This window comes from Pseudonocardia sp. HH130629-09 (assembly GCF_001294645.1).
Lineage (GTDB): Bacteria > Actinomycetota > Actinomycetes > Mycobacteriales > Pseudonocardiaceae > Pseudonocardia.
Genome location: NZ_CP011868.1, coordinates 1,107,505 through 1,128,452, shown reverse-complemented (window position 1 = coordinate 1,128,452; position 20,948 = coordinate 1,107,505). Strand labels below are relative to the sequence as shown.

Annotated in this window: 1 protein-coding gene; it reads right to left on the bottom strand. The window is 76.3% G+C overall.

Translation table 11 applies throughout. The features are described from left to right. Positions 1 to 32: 32 nt before the first annotated feature. Positions 33 to 20,945: a type I polyketide synthase gene (locus tag XF36_RS05055; protein ID WP_060711085.1), complete on the bottom strand. Its 20,913-nt coding sequence runs from the start codon at positions 20,943 to 20,945 to the stop codon at positions 33 to 35. Positions 20,946 to 20,948: the final 3 nt, after the last annotated feature.

Below are 20,948 nucleotides of genomic sequence, written 5' to 3'. Positions count from 1 at the left end.
CGGGATCGCGCGCGCTGCGCGGAGCCGACGCGTCAGGTCGTCCCGAGCTGGCTGTCCAGCAGAGCGAACATGTCGTCGTCGGAGGCAGTGTCGAAGTCGAACTCCGCCGTGCCGGAGTCGGCCGGGGCCGCCTCGTCCGTGGTCGGGCGGATGCCCGCCCACCGCGAGCGCAACGCCTCCAGGCGGGCTCCGACACGCTCGTGCGCCGCCTCGTCGACCTCGACGGCACCGAACCGGCGCTCCAGCTCCGCCAGCTCGTCGAGCAGCGCGTCGGCCCCGTCCGCCCCGGCGGGTGTGACGAGCGTGCCGAGATGCCCCGCCAGCGCACCCGGTGTCGGGTGGTCGAACACCAGCGTTGCGGGCAGGGCCAGCCCGGTCGCGGCGCCGAGGCGGTTGCGGAACTCGACCGCGGTCAGCGAGTCGAACCCGAGCTCGCCGAACTCGTCGTCCGGGCCGATCCCGGACAGGTCCGTGTGCCCGAGCGTGCCCGCCACGTGCGTGGCGACGACGTCGAGCAGGACCTGCCTGCGGCCGTCCTCGTCCAGGCCGGCGAGCCGCCCCGCGAGGTCGGCGACGTCCGGTGCGCTCGCGGCGGCGCCGCGGGCAGGCGCCCTGACGAGACCGCGCAACAGGGACGGCACCTCAGCACGCTCGCGGAGCACCGCGAGGTCCAGGCGGACCGGCGTGAGCAGCGCGTCGTCCGCATCGAGGGCGGCGTCGAACAGGGCCAGTCCCTCTGCGGTGGACAGCGGCGGCATCCCGGCCCGCGCCATCCGGGCACGGTTGGCGTCGTCGAGCGCGGCCGCCATGCCGCCGTCGCCGTCCCAGGCGCCCCAGGCCAGCGACTGCCCGGCCAGGCCGCTCGCCCGGCGGTACCCGGCGAGCGCGTCCAGGAACGCGTTGCCGGCCGCGTAGTTCGCCTGTCCGGCCGACCCGGCGGTGCCGGCCACCGAGGAGAACAGGACGAAGCCCTGCAGGTCGGTCCCGCGGGTGGCCTCGTGCAGCGCCCACGCGGCGTCGACCTTGGGCCGCAGCACCCGCTCAACCCGCTGCGGGGTCAGGGCATCGACCACGCCGTCGTCGAGCACACCGGCGGTGTGCACCACGGCGACCAGCGGGTGCTCCGGGTCGACTCCGTCGACGAGGGCGGTGGCGGCCGCTGGGTCGGCGAGGTCGCAGGCCACGACACCCACCCGGGCGCCGTGCGCGGTGAGCTCCTCGACCAGTGCGTCGACGCCGTCGGCGGCCGGGCCGCGGCGGCTGGCGAGCAGCAGGTGCCGGGCACCCCGGTCGGTGACCAGGTGCCGGGCGACGGCCCGGCCCAGACCGCCGGTGCCACCGGTGACCAGGACGGTGCCGTCCGGGTCCCACCCGGTGGCGGCGTCGTCGCGGGCGGTGTCCGGGACCCGCGCGAGGCGCAGGGCGTACACCGTGCCGGAGCGGACGGCCAGGTCCGGTTCGGTGTCGAACGGCAGGCCGTCCGGTACCCCGGTGTCGGTGGCCGGGTCGAGGTCGAGCAGTCCGAACCGGACGGGGTGCTCGGCGCGGGCCGACCGCACCAGGCCACGGGCCGCCGCGGCGGCCGGGTCGGTGACGTCGCCGTCGGTGTCCCCGATCCCGGTGGCGACCGCTCCGCGGGTGAGCAGCACCAGCCGGGACCTGGCCAGACGCTCGTCGGCCAGCCAGGTCTGCACCGCGGCCAGCACCGTGGCGCTGAGCTCGTGCGCCGACGTGGGCACGTCCCCGGTGCCGTGCACGGGCAGCAGCACCGTCTCCGGCGCGGCGCTCCCGGCGTCCAGGCCGGCGCCGAGCTCGTCGAGCCCCGCCTCCAGCACGGTCACCGACCCGGTATGGGCGGGGGCGTCGGGCAGCGGCGCCCAGGTCGGGCGGAACAGCGCGTCCCGCGGCACGGCGCCGGTGTGCGCCTGCGCCGGGACGGCACGGACCTGCAGCGAGCCGACCGACACCACCGGTGCCCCGGCGGGATCGGTCGCGTCGATGGTGAGCCCGCCCCCGGCGTCACGGCCCAGGCAGACCCGCAACGCGGACGCCCCGGAGGCGTACAGCGCGGCGCCCTGCCAGGAGAACGGCAGGCCGGCGGCGTCGTCGTCACCGGTGTCGAGCATCGCGGCGTGCAGTGCGGCGTCGAGCAGGGCCGGGTGCAGCCCGAACCGGTCGGCGCCGGTGCCCTCGGGCAGGGCCACCTCGGCGAAGGTCGTCGTACCGTCGCTCCAGGCCGCGCGCAGCCCCCGGAAGGCGGGCCCGTAGCCGAAGCCGGCCTCGGCGAACCGGTCGTAGCACCCGTCGAGCCCGAGCGGGACGGCGCCGGCCGGCGGCCAGACGTCCGGGCTCCACCCGGCGGACGCGCCACCGGCCAGGACGCCGGTGGCGTGCCGGGTCCAGGTGCGGTCGCCCTCCCCGCGGGAGTGCACGTCGACGGTCCGGCGTCCGTCGCCGTCCGGCTCACCGACCACGACCTGCAGCTGCACCGCCCGGTCGTGGGGGATCTCGACGGGCGCGGCCAGGGTCAGGTCGTGCACGAGGTCGCAGCCGACCTCGTCCCCGGCCCGCACCACCATCTCGAGCAGCGCGGTGCCGGGCAGCAGCACCCGGCCGCCGACGGTATGGTCGGCCAGCCACGGCTGGGTGGCCGGTGAGAGCCGCCCGGTGAGCACGACGCCGTCGGCGTCGGCGCGGTCCATGACGGCGCCGAGCAACGGGTGCCCGGGGCGGGCCAGGCCGAGCGAGGTGGCGTCGCCGGAGCGTGCCGCGGACGCGGTCGGCCAGAACCGGGTGTGCCGGAACGCGTACGTCGGGAGTTCGACCCGGCGCGCGCCGGGCAGCTGCGCCGCCCAGTCGACGGTCCGCCCGCGGACGTGCACCGTGGCCACGGCCCGCAGCAGGGTCGCCGGTTCGGCCTCCCCGGCGCGCAGGGTGGGCACCGAGATCTGCTCACCGGTCAGGGCTTGCGCGGTGAGCGCGGTCAGGGTCGTGTCCGGGCCGATCTCGACGAGGGTGGTGACACCGTCCTCGTCCAGGGCGGTGACGGCGTCGGCGAACCGGACGGTCGCCGACACGTGCTCCACCCAGTACGACGGGTCGGTCATCTCCGCACCGGTCCGCCCGGCCACCGTGGACACGACCGGGATCTCCGGGGCGGCGAACTCCAGGCCCACCACCACCGCCCGGAACTCCTCCATCATCGGCGCCATCAGCGGCGAGTGGAACGCGTGCGAGGTCCGCAGCCGCTTCGTGCGCCGGTCGGCGAAGCGCGCTACCACCGCGTCGACCTCGGACTCGGCACCCGAGACCACCACCGACGACGGCCCGTTCACCGCAGCGATCGATACTCCCCCCGTCAGCAGCGGCGTGACCTCCTCCTCGGTGGCCGCGACCGCCACCATCACGCCACCGGCCGGCAGCGCACCCATCAACCGGGCACGCGCCGACACCAGGGTCGCCGCATCGGCCAGCGAGAACACCCCCGCCACGTGCGCGGCCGCGATCTCCCCGATCGAGTGCCCGACCAGGTGATCCGGGACCACACCCCACGACTCGACGAGCCGGAACAACGCCACCTCCAGCGCGAACAACGCCGGCTGGGCGATCGCGGTGTCGCGCAGGGCCTCGGCGTCGTCGGCCCACATCACCTCGCGCACGGCGGGGTCCAGCTGGGCGCAGGCCGCGTCGAACGCCTCGGCGAACACCGGGAACCGCGCGTGCAGCTCCCGGCCCATGCCGAGCCGCTGCGAGCCCTGGCCGGCGAACAGGAACGCCGTCCCGCCCGCGGCGGTGCGCCCGTCGACGACCCGCTCGTCCCGGTCCCCGCGCGCCAGCGCTTCCAACGCCGCGAGCGCCTCGTCGCGGCTCGTGGCCAGTACGACCGCCCGGTGCTCGAACGCACTGCGTGTGGTGGCCAGGGAGAACCCGACGTCGGCCCGCGGGCCGTCCGGTGCCGCGGTCCGCAGCGCGGCGGCCTGGGCCTGCAGGGCCTCCCGAGTACGTCCGGACAGGACCCACGGGACCAGGTCGCCCGGGTCGTCCTGGGCGGCTCCGGCCGGTGCGACCGGCGCGGCCGACGGCTCGGGGGCCTCGATCACCAGGTGGGCGTTGGTGCCGCTGATCCCGAACGACGACACACCCGCACGACGCGCACGCCCGTCGATGTCCCACGGCAGCGGCTCGGTGAGCAGCTCCACCTCACCCGCGTCCCAATCCACGTGCGACGACGGCGTCGACGCGTGCAACGTCGCCGGCAACACCCCGTGCCGCATCGCCTCCACCATCTTGATCACACCGGCCACCCCGGCCGCAGCCTGGGTGTGGCCGATGTTCGACTTCACCGAGCCCAGGTAGAGCGGGGTCTCCCGGTCCTGCCCGTAGGCGGCCAGCAGGGCCTGGGCCTCGATCGGGTCGCCCAGGGTGGTGCCGGTGCCGTGCGCCTCGACGACGTCGACGTCCGAGCTGCGCAGGCCGGCCGAGGCCAGCGCAGCCATGATCACCCGCTGCTGCGACGGGCCGTTCGGCGCGGTCAACCCGTTCGAGGCGCCGTCCTGGTTCACCGCACTGCCACGCAGCACCGCCAACACCTCGTGCCCGTTGCGCCGCGCGTCCGACAGGCGTTCCAGGACGACCATGCCGACACCCTCGGACCAGCCGACACCGTCGGCGTCGTCGGAGAACGCCCGGCACCGCCCGTCCGGGGACAGCCCGCGCTGGCGGGAGAAGTCGACGAACGTGCTGGGTGTGGACATCACCGTGACACCACCGGCCAGGGCCAGCGAGCACTCACCGGAACGCAACGCCTGCGCCGCCCAGTGCATCGCCACCAGCGACGACGAGCACGCGGTGTCGATCGTGACGGCCGGCCCCTCCAGGCCCAGGTTGTAGGCCACTCGGCCGGACGCGACGCTGGGCGCGCTGCCGTTGCCGCGGAACGCCTCGTGCTCCCCGCCGGGCAGCAGCGTGGAGTAGTCGTTGTACATCACGCCGGCGAACACGCCGGTCGCGCTGCCGCGCAACGACACCGGGTCGATCCCGGCCCGCTCGAACGCCTCCCACGAGCACTCCAGCAGCAGCCGCTGCTGGGCGTCGGTGCCCAACGCCTCGCGCGGGCTCATCCCGAAGAACTCGGCGTCGAACCCGCCGGCGCCGTGCAGGAACCCGCCGCCCACCGCGTGGGTGTGCTCCGGGCGATCGGGGTCCGGGTCGTAGAGCCCCTCCAGGTCCCAGCCGCGGTCGGTCGGGAACCCGGAGATCGCGTCGCCGCCGTCGGTGACCAGACGCCACAGGTCCTCCGGCGAGGACACCCCGCCCGGGTAGCGGCACGCCATCCCGACGATGACGACCGGGTCGTCGCGGTCCACCGCGGTCGGGGACCCGACCGGCGTCGCCGCGACGTGCCCGACCAGCTCGCCGAGCAGATGCGTGGCGAGCGCGCCGGCCGACGGGTGGTCGAACACCAGTGTGGACGGCAGCCGCAACCCGGTGACGGTCGTCAGCCGGTTGCGCAGCTCGACCGCGGTCAGCGAGTCGAACCCGAGGTCGGTGAACGCCCGCGCGGGGTCCACCGACGCCGCGGAGGCGTGTCCCAGCACCGCGGCGACCTCGTCCCGGACCAGGCCCAGCACGTGGTCGTGCCGGTCGGCCTCGCCCAGCGCCGCGAGCCGGTCACCGAGCGTGCCGGACGCGCCGGAGGAGCCGGCCGCGGCCGAGCGGCGGGCCGACGGCGCGCGCACCAGACCCCGGAGCATCGCGGGGATCTCCGGTCGTCCGCGCAGTGCGTCGAGGTCGAAGGGCACCGGCAGCAGCACCGGTGCTGTCTCTACCGGGGCGGCCTCTCCCAGAGCGGCGTCGAGCAGCTCGAGGCCGCGCGCGACGGGCATCGGGGGCAGGCCGCTGCGGGACATCCGGGCGCGGTCGGCGTCGGTGAGGGTGCCGGTCATGCCGCCCACCGGCTCCCACGGGCCCCAGGCCAGTGACAACGCAGGCCTGCCGGCCGCCCGGCGGACGGTGGCCAGCGCGTCCAGGAACGCGTTGGCGGCCGCGTAGTTGGCCTGCCCGGCGGCGCCGAGCGTCCCGGCGACCGAGGAGAACAGCACGAACCCCTCGATGTCGGCGGCGAGCTCGTGCAGGTTCCACGCCGCGTCGACCTTCGGGCGCAGCACGGTGCGCAGGCGCTGCGGGGTCAGCGAGGCGAGGACTCCGTCGTCGAGCACGCCCGCGGTGTGCACGACCGCGGTCAGCGGGTGCTCGGCGGGAATCGCGTCGAGCACGCGCGTCAGTGCCGCGCGGTCGGCCGCGTCGGCGGCGACCACGGTGACCCGGGCGCCGAGCTCCTCCAGCTCGGCGGTCAGATCGGCAGCGCCGGGCGCGTCCGGGCCGCGGCGGCTGAGCAGCAGCAGGTGCCTCACGTCGTGCCGGGCGGCCAGGTGCCGGGCGGTGAGCGCACCGAGCCCGCCGGTGCCACCGGTGATCAGGACCGTCCCGTCGCGGCGCCATCCGGTCCCCCCGGCGGTGCCGCCGGTGGCGTCGGTGCCATCGGTGGCGGTGCCGTCGGTGCCGTCGGTGCCGTCGGTGCCGTCGGTGGCGGTGACGTCGTGGCGCTGCAGGCGCGGGTCGAGGACGCGGCCGGCGCGGATCGCCCGCTGCGGCTCGTCCCCGGCCAGCGCGACCGGGATCGCTGCCGCCGACGCCGGGTCGGCGTCGAAGTCGAGGTCGAGGTCGAGCAGCCCGATACGGCCCGGGTACTCGGCCTGCGCGGCCCGGACCAGGCCGGACACGGCGGCCGCGGCCGGGTCGACGACACCGTCGCCGTCCTGCGCGGCGACCGCACCACGGGTGAGGACGACCAGCCGGGAGCCGGCGCTGCGCTCGTCGGCGGTCCAGCGGGTCAGCAGGTCCAGGACCCGCGAGGTCGCGTCGTGGGTGCGGGCGGCGAGGTCGCCGTCGCCCGTGGCGACCGGGACGAGCAGCACGTCGGGTGCCGCGTCGAGGGCCTCGGCGAGGTCGGCGTGGCGGGTGCCGCCCGGCACGTCGAGGACGGCGGTGTCCTCGGCGAGCACACCGATCGTTGTCTCCCCGGTGTCGGGGGTGTCGGTGGCAGGGATCCAGACCGGCCGGTACAGGTCACGCTCGGCGCGACCGGGGGCTCCCTCGGGGAGCGGACGCAGGGTGAGTGCGCCGACGGTGGCGACCGGGTCCCCGGCGCCGTCGGCGACCAGCACCGACAGGGTGTCCGGGGCGTCGGTGCGCAGGCGGACGCGCAGCGCGGTCGCGCCGGTCGCGTGCAGCGTGACATCGCCCCAGCCGAACGGCACCGACGCCGTCCCGCCCACGGTGCCCGCCGCGTGCAGGGCGGCGTCGAGCAGCGCGGGGTGCAGGCCGAACCCGTCGGCGGGCCCGGCGCCCTCGCCCAGCACGATCTCGGCGAACACGTCGCCGCCGCGGCGCCACGCCGCGCGCAGCCCGCGGAACGCAGGCCCGTAGGCGAGTCCGGTCTCGGCGAGGCGGTCGTAGCGGTCGGTGACGTCGAAGGGCTCCGCGCCCTGCGGCGGCCAGACGGTCAGGGTCTCCGGGGCGGCGGTCCCGCCGGTGCCCAGGAGGCCGGTCGCGTGCACCGTCCACGGGGCGGTCTCGCCCGCCCGGGAGTGGATCGAGACGGCGCGGTCGCCCGCGTCGTCCGGGGCGTCGAGCCAGACCTGCACGGTGACGCCGCCCTGCGGGATCTCCAGCGGCGCGGCGAGGGTGAGCTCGCGCACGACGTCGCAGCCGGCCTCGTCCCCGGCCCGCACCGCCATCTCCAGCAGGGCGGTGCCGGGCAGCAGTACCCGGCCGCCGACGACGTGGTCGGCCAGCCACGGCTGCGTCACGGTCGACAGCCGGCCGGTGAGCAGGACGCCGTCGGTGTCGGCGCGGGCGACGACCGCGCCGAGCAGCGGGTGCCCCGGCCCGGACAGGCCGAGGGATCCGGCGTCGCCGCGGTTCGCGGGTGCCGGTGCCGGCCAGTAGGTGTCGTGCTGGAAGGGGTAGGTGGGCAGGTCGACGGTCCGGCCGCCGTCGAGGGCGGTCTCCCAGCGGATGTCGGCGCCGGCGGTCCCGAGCCGGGCGAGCGCGGCGAACAGGGCGGTGACCTCGTCCCGGTCGCCGTCGGGTCCGGAGGTCCGCAGCGTGGGCACGGTGCGGGCGTCGGTCAGCTGCCCGGCCATCCCGGACAGGGTGGCGTCGGGCCCGATCTCGACGAGGGTGCCGTCCTCGTCCAGGGCGGCGACGGCGTCGGCGAAGCGCACCGTGGCGCGGACGTGCTCCACCCAGTAGGCGGGATCGGTGACGTCGTCGCCGGTGCGCCCGGCAACGGTGGAGATGATCGGGATCTGCGGCGCGGCGAACTCCAGGCCCGCCACCACCGCCCGGAACTCCTCCATCATCGGCGCCATCAACGGCGAGTGGAACGCATGCGAGGTCGCCAACCGCTTGGTCCGCCGGTCCGCGAACCGGCCCACCAGCGCGTCCACCTCGGACTCCGCACCCGAGACCACCACCGACGACGGCCCGTTCACCGCAGCGATCGATACTCCCCCCGTCAGCAGCGGCGTGACCTCCTCCTCGGTGGCCGCGACCGCCACCATCACGCCACCGGCCGGCAGCGCACCCATCAACCGGGCACGCGCCGACACCAGGGTCGCCGCATCGGCCAGCGAGAACACCCCCGCCACGTGCGCGGCCGCGATCTCCCCGATCGAGTGCCCGACCAGGTGATCCGGGACCACACCCCACGACTCGACCAGCCGGAACAACGCCACCTCCAGCGCGAACAACGCCAGCTGCGCCACACCGGTGTCGTTCAACGCACCGGCATCGTCACCCCACATCACCTCCCCCACCGCGGGATCCAGGTGCGCACACACCTCGTCGAAGGCTCGCGCGAACACCGGGAACCGCGCGTGCAGCTCACGCCCCATCCCGAGCCGCTGCGAGCCCTGACCGGCGAACAGGAACGCCGTCCCGCCGGCGGCCACGGTGCCCTCGACGACGGCCGGGTGCTGCTCGCCCGCGGCGAACGCGGCGAGTGCACGGCGGGCCGCCGCGGTGTCCTCGGCGAGGACGACGGCGCGGTGGCCGAACCGGGCGCGCCCGGTGGCCAGCGACCATCCGACGTCGAGGGCGTCGACGTCGGTCCGGTGTTCGAGCGACCCGGCGAGCCGCGCGGCCTGCGCGGCCAGCGCGGGGCCGGTACGGGCGGACAGCACCCAGGGCAGCGGCCCCGCCGTGTCCGGGCGCGCGACGGCCTCGGCCGGTTCCGGCGCCTCCAGGACGACGTGGGCGTTCGTGCCACTGATCCCGAACGAGGACACCCCGGCCCGGCGGGGACGGTCCGCGTTCCAGACACGGTTCGCGGTGAGCAGCTCCACGGCCCCGGCGCTCCAGTCCACGTGCGACGACGGCGTCGACGCGTGCAACGTCGCCGGCAACACCCCGTGCCGCATCGCCTCCACCATCTTGATCACACCGGCCACCCCGGCCGCAGCCTGGGTGTGGCCGATGTTCGACTTCACCGAGCCCAGGTAGAGCGGGGTCTCCCGGTCCTGCCCGTAGGCGGCCAGCAGGGCCTGGGCCTCGATCGGGTCGCCCAGGGTGGTGCCGGTGCCGTGCGCCTCGACGACGTCGACGTCCGAGCTGCGCAGGCCGGCCGAGGCCAGCGCAGCCATGATCACCCGCTGCTGCGACGGGCCGTTCGGCGCGGTCAACCCGTTCGAGGCGCCGTCCTGGTTCACCGCACTGCCACGCAGCACCGCCAACACCTCGTGCCCGTTGCGCCGCGCGTCCGACAGGCGTTCCAGGACGACCATGCCGACACCCTCGGACCAGCCGACACCGTCGGCGTCGTCGGAGAACGCCCGGCACCGCCCGTCCGGGGACAGCCCGCGCTGGCGGGAGAACTCGACGAACGTGGCCGGCGTGGCCATCACCGTGACGCCGCCGGCCAGGGCCAGCGAGCACTCACCGGAACGCAACGCCTGCGCGGCCAGGTGCATCCCGACCAGCGACGACGAGCACGCGGTGTCCACCGTGACGGCGGGGCCCTCCAGGCCGAAGGTGTAGGAGACCCGGCCGGACGCGATGCTGCCGGCACTGCCGTGGCCCTGGTACCCCTCGTGCTCCGGGGCGTGGAGCAGGTCGCCGTAGTCGTGGTACATGACGCCGGCGAACACGCCGGTCGCGCTGCCGCGCAACGACACCGGGTCGATCCCGGCCCGCTCGAACGCCTCCCACGAGCACTCCAGCAGGAGCCGCTGCTGGGCGTCGGTGGTCAGCGCCTCGCGGGGGCTCATCCCGAAGAACTCGGCGTCGAACCGGCCCGCCCCGTGCAGGAACCCGCCGTGGCGGGTGGTGGAGGTGCCGGGGTGGTCGGGGTCGGGGTCGTAGAGGTTCGCGAGGTCCCAGCCGCGGTCGGTCGGGAACTCCGAGATCGCGTCCCCGCCGTCGGTGACCAGGCGCCACAGGTCCTCGGGCGAGGACACCCCGCCCGGGTAGCGGCAGGCCATCCCGACGACGACGACCGGGTCGTCGCCGTCCGCCGGTCCGGTCGCCGTGGCCGTCACCGGCTCCGGCGCCGTGTCGGCACCGAACAGCTCGTCGTGCACGTGCACGGCGAGCGCGGCGGCGGTCGGGTGGTCGAACACCAGCGTCGCGGGGAGCCCGAGGCCGGTGGACGCGGCGAGCCGGTTGCGCAGCTCGACCGCGGTCAGCGAGTCGAACCCGAGGTCGAGGAACGCGCGATCCGGATCGATCCGGGACCCCTCGGCGTGCCCCAGGACGTGGGCGATCTCGTCCCGGACCAGTCCGCCGATCCGGGCCCGGCGCTCGGCGACGGGCCGTGCGGCCAGCTGCTCGCGCAGCCCGGACGGGATGACCGCGGTGGCCGCGGCACGGCGCACCGCGCCGACGATGCCGCGCAGCGCGGCCGGCACGTCGCCGCCCCGTGCCCGCAGGGCGGCGGGGTCCAGCGGGACCGGCGCGACAACCGGTTCCCCGGTGGCGACGGCGGAGTCGAACAGCGCCAGCGCGCGGCCCGGCTCGACCGGCGGCATCCCGGCCCGCGCCATGCGCTCGCGGGCGGCGTCGTCGAGGTCGCCCACCATCCCGCCGGCGCCGCTCCACGGCCCCCACGTCAGCGACGTCGCGGGCAGTCCCGCGGCGTGCCGGTGGACGGCGAGGCCGTCCAGGAACGCGTTCGCGGCGGCGTAGTTGGCCTGCCCCGCCGAGCCGAGCGTCCCGGCCAGCGAGGAGAACAGCACGAACGCCTCGACGTCCCCGGCCAGCTCGTGCAGGTTCTGGGCGGCGTCCACCTTGGGCCGCAGCACGGCCGCGAGCCGGTCGGGGGTGAGGCCTTCCAGCACGCCGTCGTCGACGACGCCCGCCGCGTGCACGACGGCGTCGACCGGACGCCGGGCCAACAGCGCGGCCAGTGCGTCGCGGTCGGCGGCGTCGCAGGCCACGACCTCGACCTGGGCCCCGGCCGCTGTGAGCTCGGCGGTCAGCTCCGCGGCCCCGGGCGCGGACGGGCCACGCCGCCCGGCCAGCAGCAGCGACCCGACACCGTGCGCGGTGACCAGGTGCCGGGCGACCTGCGCGCCGAGGCCGCCGGTGCCGCCGGTGACCAGGACCGTCATGTCCGGGCGCCACGGCACGGCGGGACGTTCCGCCGACGCGGGGTCGGCCGGCGGCTCCAGGCGGGTCAGGCGCAGGACCCGCAGCTCCGTGTCGTGCACGGCGAGCTGGGGTTCGTCGGTGCGGCCGAGTGCCGCGGCGAACGCCGCCGCGTCCAGGGCGTCGGCCCCGGTGTCGAGCGCGGTGTCGAGCGCGGTGAACCGCCCGGGGTGCTCGGTCGCGGCCGAGCGGACGAGACCGGCGACGGCGGCGGCCGCCGGGTCGGCGCCGTCGGTGGCGCCGCGGGTGAGTACGACGGTCCGGCGGGTCCCGGACGCCTCGGTCTGCAGCCTGGCCAGGACGGCCGTGGTACGGGCGTGCGCGGCGCCGTCGGGCGTCGCGGCGGTCCCGCCGGACCTGGCGTCGAGCAGCAGGACCTCGGCGGTGTCGGCGCCCCGGACGCCGGAGCGTTCGAGCAGCGCGGCCAGGTCGGGCCCGACCGGACCGCCGTCCACGGTCTCGGCGTGGACGGTCAGCCCGGACGGCACAGTCGCCGGGACCCGCTCCCAGCCCGGCCGGAACAACGCGTCACGGTCCGGTGCCGCGGTACGCGACGCGGTCAGTGCACGCAGCTCGAGCTGGTGGACCGCGGCCAGCGGTGCTCCCGCGGCGTCGGCGAGGTCGATCGAGACGGCCCCGGGCCCGACGCGGCGCAACCGTGCCCTGGCCGACGTGGCGCCGTCGGCGTACCGGGTGACACCGCGCCAGGCGAACGGGACGGCGCCGCGCTCGTCGTCAGGCTGGATCTCGGCGATCGGGTGCAGCACCGCGTCCAGCAGCGCCGGGTGCAGGCCGAACGGCTCCGGGTCGGTCCCGTCGGGCAGCGCGGCCTCGACGAACAGCTCGTCGCCGCGCCGCCACGCCGCGCGCAGGCCGCGGAACACCGGGCCGTAGTCGAAGCCGTCGTCGGCGAAGCGCTGGTAGCACCCGTCGACGTCGACCGGGACCGCCCCGGCCGGCGGCCACTGCTGCGCGAACGGGGAGAGCGGCGGGGTGTGCTTGCCGAGCAGCCCGGAGGCGTGCTCGGTCCAGGTCGGTGACGTCCAGGTGTGCGCCGCGTCCGGGCGGGAGTGCACCACGACGGTGCGCGGGCCGTCCGGAGTGGCGGCGCCGACGGTGACCCGCAGCGCGATGCCGCCCTGTTCGGGCAGCGCCAGCGGCGCGGTGAGCATCAGCTCCTCGACCCGGTCGTACCCGGTCTCCTCCCCGGCCCGCGCGGCCAGGTCGAGCAGTGCGCTGCCAGGCAGCAGCACGGTGCCGGAGACGGCGTGGTCGACGAGCCACGGGTGGGTGGTCCGGGAGATGCGTCCGGTGAGCAGCACGCCGTCGGTGGTCTCGATGACGCCGTCGAGCAGCCCGTGTCCGGCGGGGCGCAGCCCGACGGTGCCGGCGTCGGCGGCCCGCGGGACGGGCTCGGGCCAGAAGTACTCGTGCTGGAACGCGTAGGTGGGCAGGTCGACACGGCGACCGCCGGTCAGCACCGCGGCCCAGTCGACGTCGGCGCCCGCGCTCCAGCAGCGGGCCACCGCGGCCCGGACTGTGCCGGTCTCGTCGCGCTCGGGGTGCAGTGCCGGGACGGCCGTGGCCCCGGCCGGCGCGACGCCGGCGGCGAGTGCGGTCAGCGTCGCGTCCGGTCCGATCTCGACCGTGACGGTGTCGCCGAGGCCCGTGAGGGCGTCGGCGAACCGGACCGTGGCCGCCACGTGGTCCACCCAGTAGCCCGGCTCGGCCATCTCCGCGCCGGTGCGCCCGGCGACCGTGGAGACCACCGGGATCCGCGGCGCGGCGAAGCTCAGTCCCTCCACCACGGTGCGGAACTCGTCGAGCATCGGTGCCATCGACGGCGAGTGGAACGCGTGCGAGGTCGCCAGCCGCTTCGTGCGCCGGTCGGCGAACCGCGCCACCACGGCGTCGACCTCGGACTCCACACCCGACACCACGACCGACGACGGGCCGTTCACCGCCGCGATCGACACCCCGGCGGTCAGCAGCGGCGTCACCTCGTCCTCGGTGGCCGCGACCGCCACCATCGCACCACCGGCCGGCAGCGCACCCATCAGCCGGGCACGCGCCGAGACCAGTGTCCCGGCGTCGGGCAGGGACAGCACCCCGGCCACGTGCGCCGCGGCGATCTCCCCGATCGAGTGCCCGACCACCCGCTCCGGGGTCAGGCCCCAGGACTCCAGCAGCCGGGACAACGCCACCTCCAGCGCGAACAACGCCGGCTGGGCGATCGCGGTGTCGCGCAGGGCCTCGGCGTCGTCGGCCCACATCACCTCCCGCACGGCCGGGGCGAGGTGGGCGCAGGCCGCGTCGAAGGCGTCGGCGAAGACCCGGAACCGGTCGTACAGCTCACGACCCATGCCGAGGCGTTGGGCGCCCTGGCCGGCGAACAGGAACGTGACGCCGGTGCCGGTCCCGGCCCGCCCGGTGACGACGCGCTCGTCGGCGGTCCCGTCGGCGAGCGCACGCAACGCCTGCTCGGCGTCGGAGTGGTCGTGTGCCAGGACCACGGCACGGTGGGCGAACGTCGCCCGTGTGGTGGCCAGCGAGAACCCGATGTCGACGGGCCGCTCACGCAGGGCGGCGTCGGCCAGGCGTGCGGCCTGGGCGCACAGCGCGTCCGGGGTGTGTCCGGACAGCGGCCACGGCACGACGCCGCTCTCCTGGTCCGCGGCCTCGGCCACCGGGGCCGGGTCGGGTGCCTCGAGGATCAGGTGGGCGTTGGTCCCGCTGATCCCGAACGACGACACACCCGCACGACGCGCACGCCCGTCGATGTCCCACGGCAGCGGCTCGGTGAGCAGCTCCACCTCACCCGCGTCCCAATCCACGTGCGACGACGGCGTCGACGCGTGCAACGTCGCCGGCAACACCCCGTGCCGCATCGCCTCCACCATCTTGATCACACCGGCCACCCCGGCCGCAGCCTGGGTGTGGCCGATGTTCGACTTCACCGAGCCCAGGTAGAGCGGGGTCTCCCGGTCCTGCCCGTAGGCGGCCAGCAGGGCCTGGGCCTCGATCGGGTCGCCCAGGGTGGTGCCGGTGCCGTGCGCCTCGACGACGTCGACGTCCGAGCTGCGCAGGCCGGCCGAGGCCAGCGCAGCCATGATCACCCGCTGCTGCGACGGGCCGTTCGGCGCGGTCAACCCGTTCGAGGCGCCGTCCTGGTTCACCGCACTGCCACGCAGCACCGCCAACACCTCGTGCCCGTTGCGCCGCGCGTCCGACAGGCGTTCCAGGACGACCATGCCGACACCCTCGGACCAGCCGACACCGTCGGCGTCGTCGGAGAACGCCCGGCACCGCCCGTCCGGGGACAGCCCGCGCTGGCGGGAGAAGTCGACGAACGTGCTGGGTGTGGACATCACCGTGACACCACCGGCCAGGGCCAGCGAGCACTCACCGGAACGCAACGCCTGCGCCGCCCAGTGCATCGCCACCAGCGACGACGAGCACGCGGTGTCGATCGTGACGGCCGGCCCCTCCAGGCCCAGGTTGTAGGCCACTCGGCCGGACGCGACGCTGGGCGCGCTGCCGTTGCCGCGGAACGCCTCGTGCTCCCCGCCGGGCAGCAGCGTGGAGTAGTCGTTGTACATCACGCCGGCGAACACGCCGGTCGCGCTGCCGCGCAACGACACCGGGTCGATCCCGGCCCGCTCGAACGCCTCCCACGAGCACTCCAGCAGCAGCCGCTGCTGGGCGTCGGTGCCCAACGCCTCGCGCGGGCTCATCCCGAAGAACTCGGCGTCGAACCCGCCGGCGCCGTGCAGGAACCCGCCGCCCACCGCGTGGGTGTGCTCCGGGCGATCGGGGTCCGGGTCGTAGAGCCCCTCCAGGTCCCAGCCGCGGTCGGTCGGGAACCCGGAGATCGCGTCGCCGCCGTCGGTGACCAGACGCCACAGGTCCTCCGGCGAGGACACCCCGCCCGGGTAGCGGCACGCCATGCCCACGATCACCACCGGGTCCTCGGCGGTGGCGGGGAGCATCGGGACCGGGACCGGGGCCTCGGTCCCGCCGCCGAACAGCTCGTCACGCAGGTGCCCGGCCAGGGCCCGCGGCGTCGGGTGGTCAAACACCAGCGTCGCCGAGAGCCGCAGGCCGGTGACCCCGGAGAGCCGGTTGCGCAGCTCGACCGCGCTGAGCGAGTCGATGCCGAGCTCGGTGAACGGCCGGGTCGCCGGCACCTCCCCCGCCTCGGTGTGCCCGAGTACCCGGGCGACCTCCTCGCGGACCAGGTCGAACAACGCCTCGTCGCGTTCCGGTGCGCCGAGCGTGCCCAGCCTGCGGGCGAGTCCGTCGGCGACCTCGCCGCGGGCGGCGGCGCGGCGGCGCGGGAGCCGGACCAGTGCCCGCAGCACGTGCGGCACGTCGCCGCCCGCGCGCAGTGCGACCAGGTCCAGACGCACCGGCGCGACGGCCGGGCGCGGCTGGTCCAGCGCGGCGTCGAGCAGCGCCAGCCCGGCGTCGACGTCGATCTCGGGCATGCCGGACCGGGCGACGCGGGCGGCGTCGGCGTCGGACAGCGCGGCGGTCATCCCGACCGTGCGCGTCCACGGACCCCAGGCCAGCGACAACGCGGGCAGGCCCGCGGCGCGCCGGTGCGCGGCGAGGGCGTCGAGCGCGGCGTTGCCCGCGGCGTAGTTGCCCTGCCCGGGGCTGCCGACGACGGCCGCCACGGAGGAGAACAGCACGAACGCGTCGAGGTCGCCGGTCAGCTCGTGCAGGTGCCACGCCGCGTCCAGCTTCGGTCGCAGCACGGTGTCCAGCCGGTCCGGGGTCAGGGATCCGATCACCCCGTCGTCGACGACGCCCGCGGTGTGCACCACGGCGCGCACCGGGTGCTCGCGCGGCACGGCGTCCAGCACGCGGGCCAGGGCGTCCCGGTCGCCGACGTCCACGGCGACCGCGGTGGCCTCGGCGCCCAGCGTCCCCAGCTCGGCGACCAGCTCGGCCGCGCCGGGCGCGTCCGGTCCGCGCCGGCTGAGCAGCAGCAGCCGGGTCACGCCGCGCTCGGCGGCCAGGTGTCGGGCGGTGAGCGCGCCGAGGCCGCCGGTGCCCCCGGTGATCAGCACCGTGCCGTCCGGGCGCCAGCCGGGTGCGCCCGGGTCCGCCGTGCCGGGCAGGGCCCGGACCAGACGCGGGACGAGGACGCTCCCGCCGCGCACGGCGAGGTCCGGCTCGCCGCCGTGCAGGCCGGCCAGTGCCGCGGCCGCCGCGGTGGCCGGGGCGTCGGCGTCGCGCTCCAGGTCGAGCAGGCCGAACCGGCCGGGGTTCTCGGCCTGTGCGGAGCGGACCAGGCCGCGCACCGCGGCGCCGGCCGGGTCCACGTCGTCCCCGTCGGCGACGGCGGCGCCGCCGCAGGTGACGACGACCAGACGTGCCCCGTCGCCGCGCTCGTCAGCGAGCCAGCGCTGCAGGGCGGTGAGCACGGTCGCGGTGGCCTCGCGGACCGCGGAGGGCAGGTCCGCCCCGGAGGGCACGACCGGGAACAGCACCGTGCCGGACGGCCCGGCCGGGTCGTGGAGCAGCGTGTCGAGGTCGGGGTGCACGGCGACGTGGGCGCCGTCGAACCCGGCCGGCAGCGGCCCGGCGACGGCGACGGCCGTGGGCTCCGGGGTCGCCGCGGTGGGCGCCTGCGGGTGCCAGTCGATGGCGAAGAGCGGGTCCCGGCCCGCACCGGCGGCCCCGGCCGGGGACCCGGCGCCGGTCCGCCGCGAGACCAGGGAGCCGACGGTGGCGACCGCGCCGCCCGCGGTGTCGGCGATGGCGATCGACACCGAGTCGTCGCTCTGGCGGGTCAGCCGGACGCGCACGGTGGTGGCCCCGGCGGCGTGCAGCGTCACGCCCTCGTAGGTGAACGGGAGCCCGCCCTCGCTCAGCGGCCCCAGGTCGGCGTAGACGGCGGCGTGCTGGGCGGCGTCGAGCACGGCCGGGTGCAGCCCGAACCGGGCCGTGTCCGGGTCGTCGCCGGGCAGGGTGACCTCGGCGTAGACCTCGCCGTCGCGCAGCCACGCCGCGCGCAGCCCGCGGAACGTGGGCCCGTAGCGGAAGCCCAGGTCGGTGAGGCGCTCGTAGCAGCCGTCCAGGTCGACCGGCTCGGCCCCGGGCGGCGGCCAGGCCTCGGCGTCGAACGGCGCGGTCTCCCCGGCGTCCGGGTCGCCGCCGGTCAGGGTGCCCGCGGCGTGCCGGGTCCACGGCAGCTCGACCGCGCCCGCGGCGCGCGAGGACACCGTGAACGGGCGCCGGACGGGGCCTGCCGAGGTCCCCTCCGCCGCCCCGACGTGCACCTGGATCTGCACCGCGCCGGTCGGGGGCACCATCAGCGGGGCGGCCAGGGTCAGCTCCTCGACGCGCTCGCAGCCCACCTCGTCGCCGGCCCGCACCGCGAGCTCGACGAACGCGGTGCCCGGCAGCAGTGCCCGCCCGGCGACCTCGTGGTCGGCCAGCCACGGCTGGGTGGCGAGCGAGAGCCGTCCGGCGAGCACGACGCCGGCGGCGTCGGCGAGTGTGACCGCGGAGCGGAGCAGCGGGTGCTCGACGGCGTCCAGGCCGGCCGCGCCCGCGTCGGCCGCACGGGCGGGTGCGGGCCAGTAGCGGCGCCGCTGGAACGGGTAGGTCGGGAGGTCGACCCGACGCCCGCCGGGCAGCAGCGCGGTCCAGTCCACGTCCGCGCCGGTGGTCCAGACCCGGGCCAGCGCAGTGATCGCGGAGCGGTCCTCGTCGTGGTCGCGGTGCAGCAGCGGGACCACGGTCGCGGTCGGCAGCACCTGGCCCACGAGTGCGGACAGGGTCCCGTCCGCGCCCAGCTCCAGGGTGGTGCCGACGTCGCGGCGACCGAGCTCGGCGACGGCGTCGGCGAACCGGACGGTCGCGGACACGTGCTCCACCCAGTAGCCGGGGTCGGTGACGTCGTCACCGGTGCGCCCGGCGACGGTGGAGATGATCGGGATCCGCGGCGCGGCGAACGTCAGCCCCGCCACGACGGCGCGGAACTCCTCGATCATCGGTGCCATCAACGGGGAGTGGAAGGCGTGCGAGGTCGCGAGCCGCTTGGTCCGGCGGTCGGCGAACCGGCCCACCACGGCGTCGACCTCGGACTCCGCACCCGAGACGACCACCGACGACGGCCCGTTCACCGCGGCCAGCGACACCCCGGGCGTCAGGTGCGGGGTGACCTCGTCCTCGGTCGCCTCGACCGCGACCATCACCCCGCCGGCGGGCAGCGCGCTCATCAGCCGGGCCCGCGCCGACACCAGCTGCGCCGCGTCCGCCACCGACAGCACACCGGCGACGTGCGCCGCCGCGATCTCCCCGATCGAGTGCCCGACCAGGTAGTCCGGTGCCACCCCCCACGACTCCAGCAGGCGGAACGACGCGACCTGCACCGCGAACAGCGCCGGCTGCGCGGTTCCCGTGTCGTTCAGGGCACCGGCGTCGGTCCCCCACATCACCTCGCGCACCGAGGGGTCCAGGTGCGCACACACCTCGTCGAAGGCCTGCGCGAACACCGGGAAGCGCTCGTGGAGCGTCCGGCCCATCCCGAGTCGCTGCGACCCCTGTCCCGCGAACACCGTCGCGAGCAGCCCCTCGTCGGTGACGCCGCGCGCGACCTCGGCGTGGCCGGTCGGGCCGGGCAGCAGCACCGCACGGTGCTCGAACGCGGCGCGGCCGGTGGCTAGCGACCAGCCGACGTCCACGGCCGACCCGGCCGACCCGGCCGGGTCGCACAGGGCCCGCACCCGGTCGGACAGGGCGTCGTCGTCCCGGGCACCGACCGGCCACGGCACCGGCCACGCCGGTTCGGCGTCGCGGGCCGGGGTCTGCGCCCCGGACGGTGCCTCGGCCGGGGCCTGTTCCAGGATCACGTGCGCGTTGGTGCCGCTGATCCCGAACGACGACACCGCCGCGCGCCGCACCCGGCCGGTCTCCGGCCACGGCTGCGCGGTCACCGGCAGCTCCACGCCGCCGCCGTCCCAGTCCACGTTGGACGACGGCGCTTCCACGTGCAGCGTGGCCGGGACGGTGCCGTGCCGCATCGCCAGCACCATCTTGATCACACCGGCGACGCCGGCGGCGGCCTGGGTGTGTCCGATGTTCGACTTCAGCGACCCGAGCCACAGCGGCTGCCGGCGGTTCCGGCCGTAGGTGGCGATCAGCGCCTGGGCCTCGATCGGGTCGCCCAGCGTGGTGCCGGTGCCGTGTCCCTCGACCACGTCCACGTCCGTCGGTTCGAGGTCGGCGTTGCGCAGCGCGGCCCGGATCACCCGTTGCTGGGAGGGGCCGTTCGGCGCGGTGAGCCCGTTCGAGGCGCCGTCCTGGTTGATCGCCGAACCGCGCAGCACGGCCAGGACCGGGTGCCCGAGCCGGCGCGCGTCGGACACGCGCGCGAGCACCAGCACACCGGCGCCCTCACCCCAGCCGGTGCCGTCGGCGGCGTCGGCGAAGGGCTTGCAGCGCCCGTTCGCGGCCAGGCCGTTCTGGGCGGTGAACGCGGTGAACGCCAGCGGGGTCGCCATGATCGCCGCACCACCGGTCAGGGCCAGCGAGCACTCCCGCGCCCGCAGCGCCTGCATCGCCTGGTGCATCGCGACCAGCGAGGACGAGCACCCCGTGTCCACCGTGACGGCCGGGCCCTCGATGCCGAGGGTGTAGGACAGCCGCCCGGAGATCACGCTCGCCGCGTGCCCGGTGGTGGCGTAGACCTCCGCATCGTCGGCGGACCCGGCGAGCACCTCGCCGTAGTCCTGCCCGGTGGTGCCGATGAACACCCCGGCGTCGCTGCCCCGCAGCCTCGACGGGTCGATCCCGGCCCGTTCGAGGGCCTCCCACGTGACCTCCAGCAGCAGCCGCTGCTGCGGGTCCATCGCGACGGCCTCCCGCGGGGAGATCCCGAAGAACCCGGCGTCGAAACCGGAGACGTCGTCCAGGAAGCCGCCCTCGGTGGCCAGGCTGCGCCCCTCGCCGCCGTCGCCTCCCGCACTGCCGGCGGCGAGGGTCTCGAGGTCCCAGCCACGGTCGGTGGGGAACCCGGACACGGCGTCGCCGCCCCGGTCGAGCAGCTCCCAGAGATCCTCCGGGGACGCGACCCCGCCGGGGAAGCGACAGCCGATCCCGAGCACGGCGATCGGCTCCGCGGCGGCGGCCGTCAGGGCCTCGTTCTGCCGGCGCAGCCGCTCGTTCTCCTTGAGCGACGACCGCAGCGCCTCGACGTACTGGTTGCTGTCGGTGGTCATCGG

Excerpts from the sequence above, each read along its gene's own strand:
- XF36_RS05055 (WP_060711085.1), bottom strand. The coding sequence starts at position 20,945 with ATGACCACCGACAGCAACCAGTACGTCGAGGCGCTGCGGTCGTCGCTC.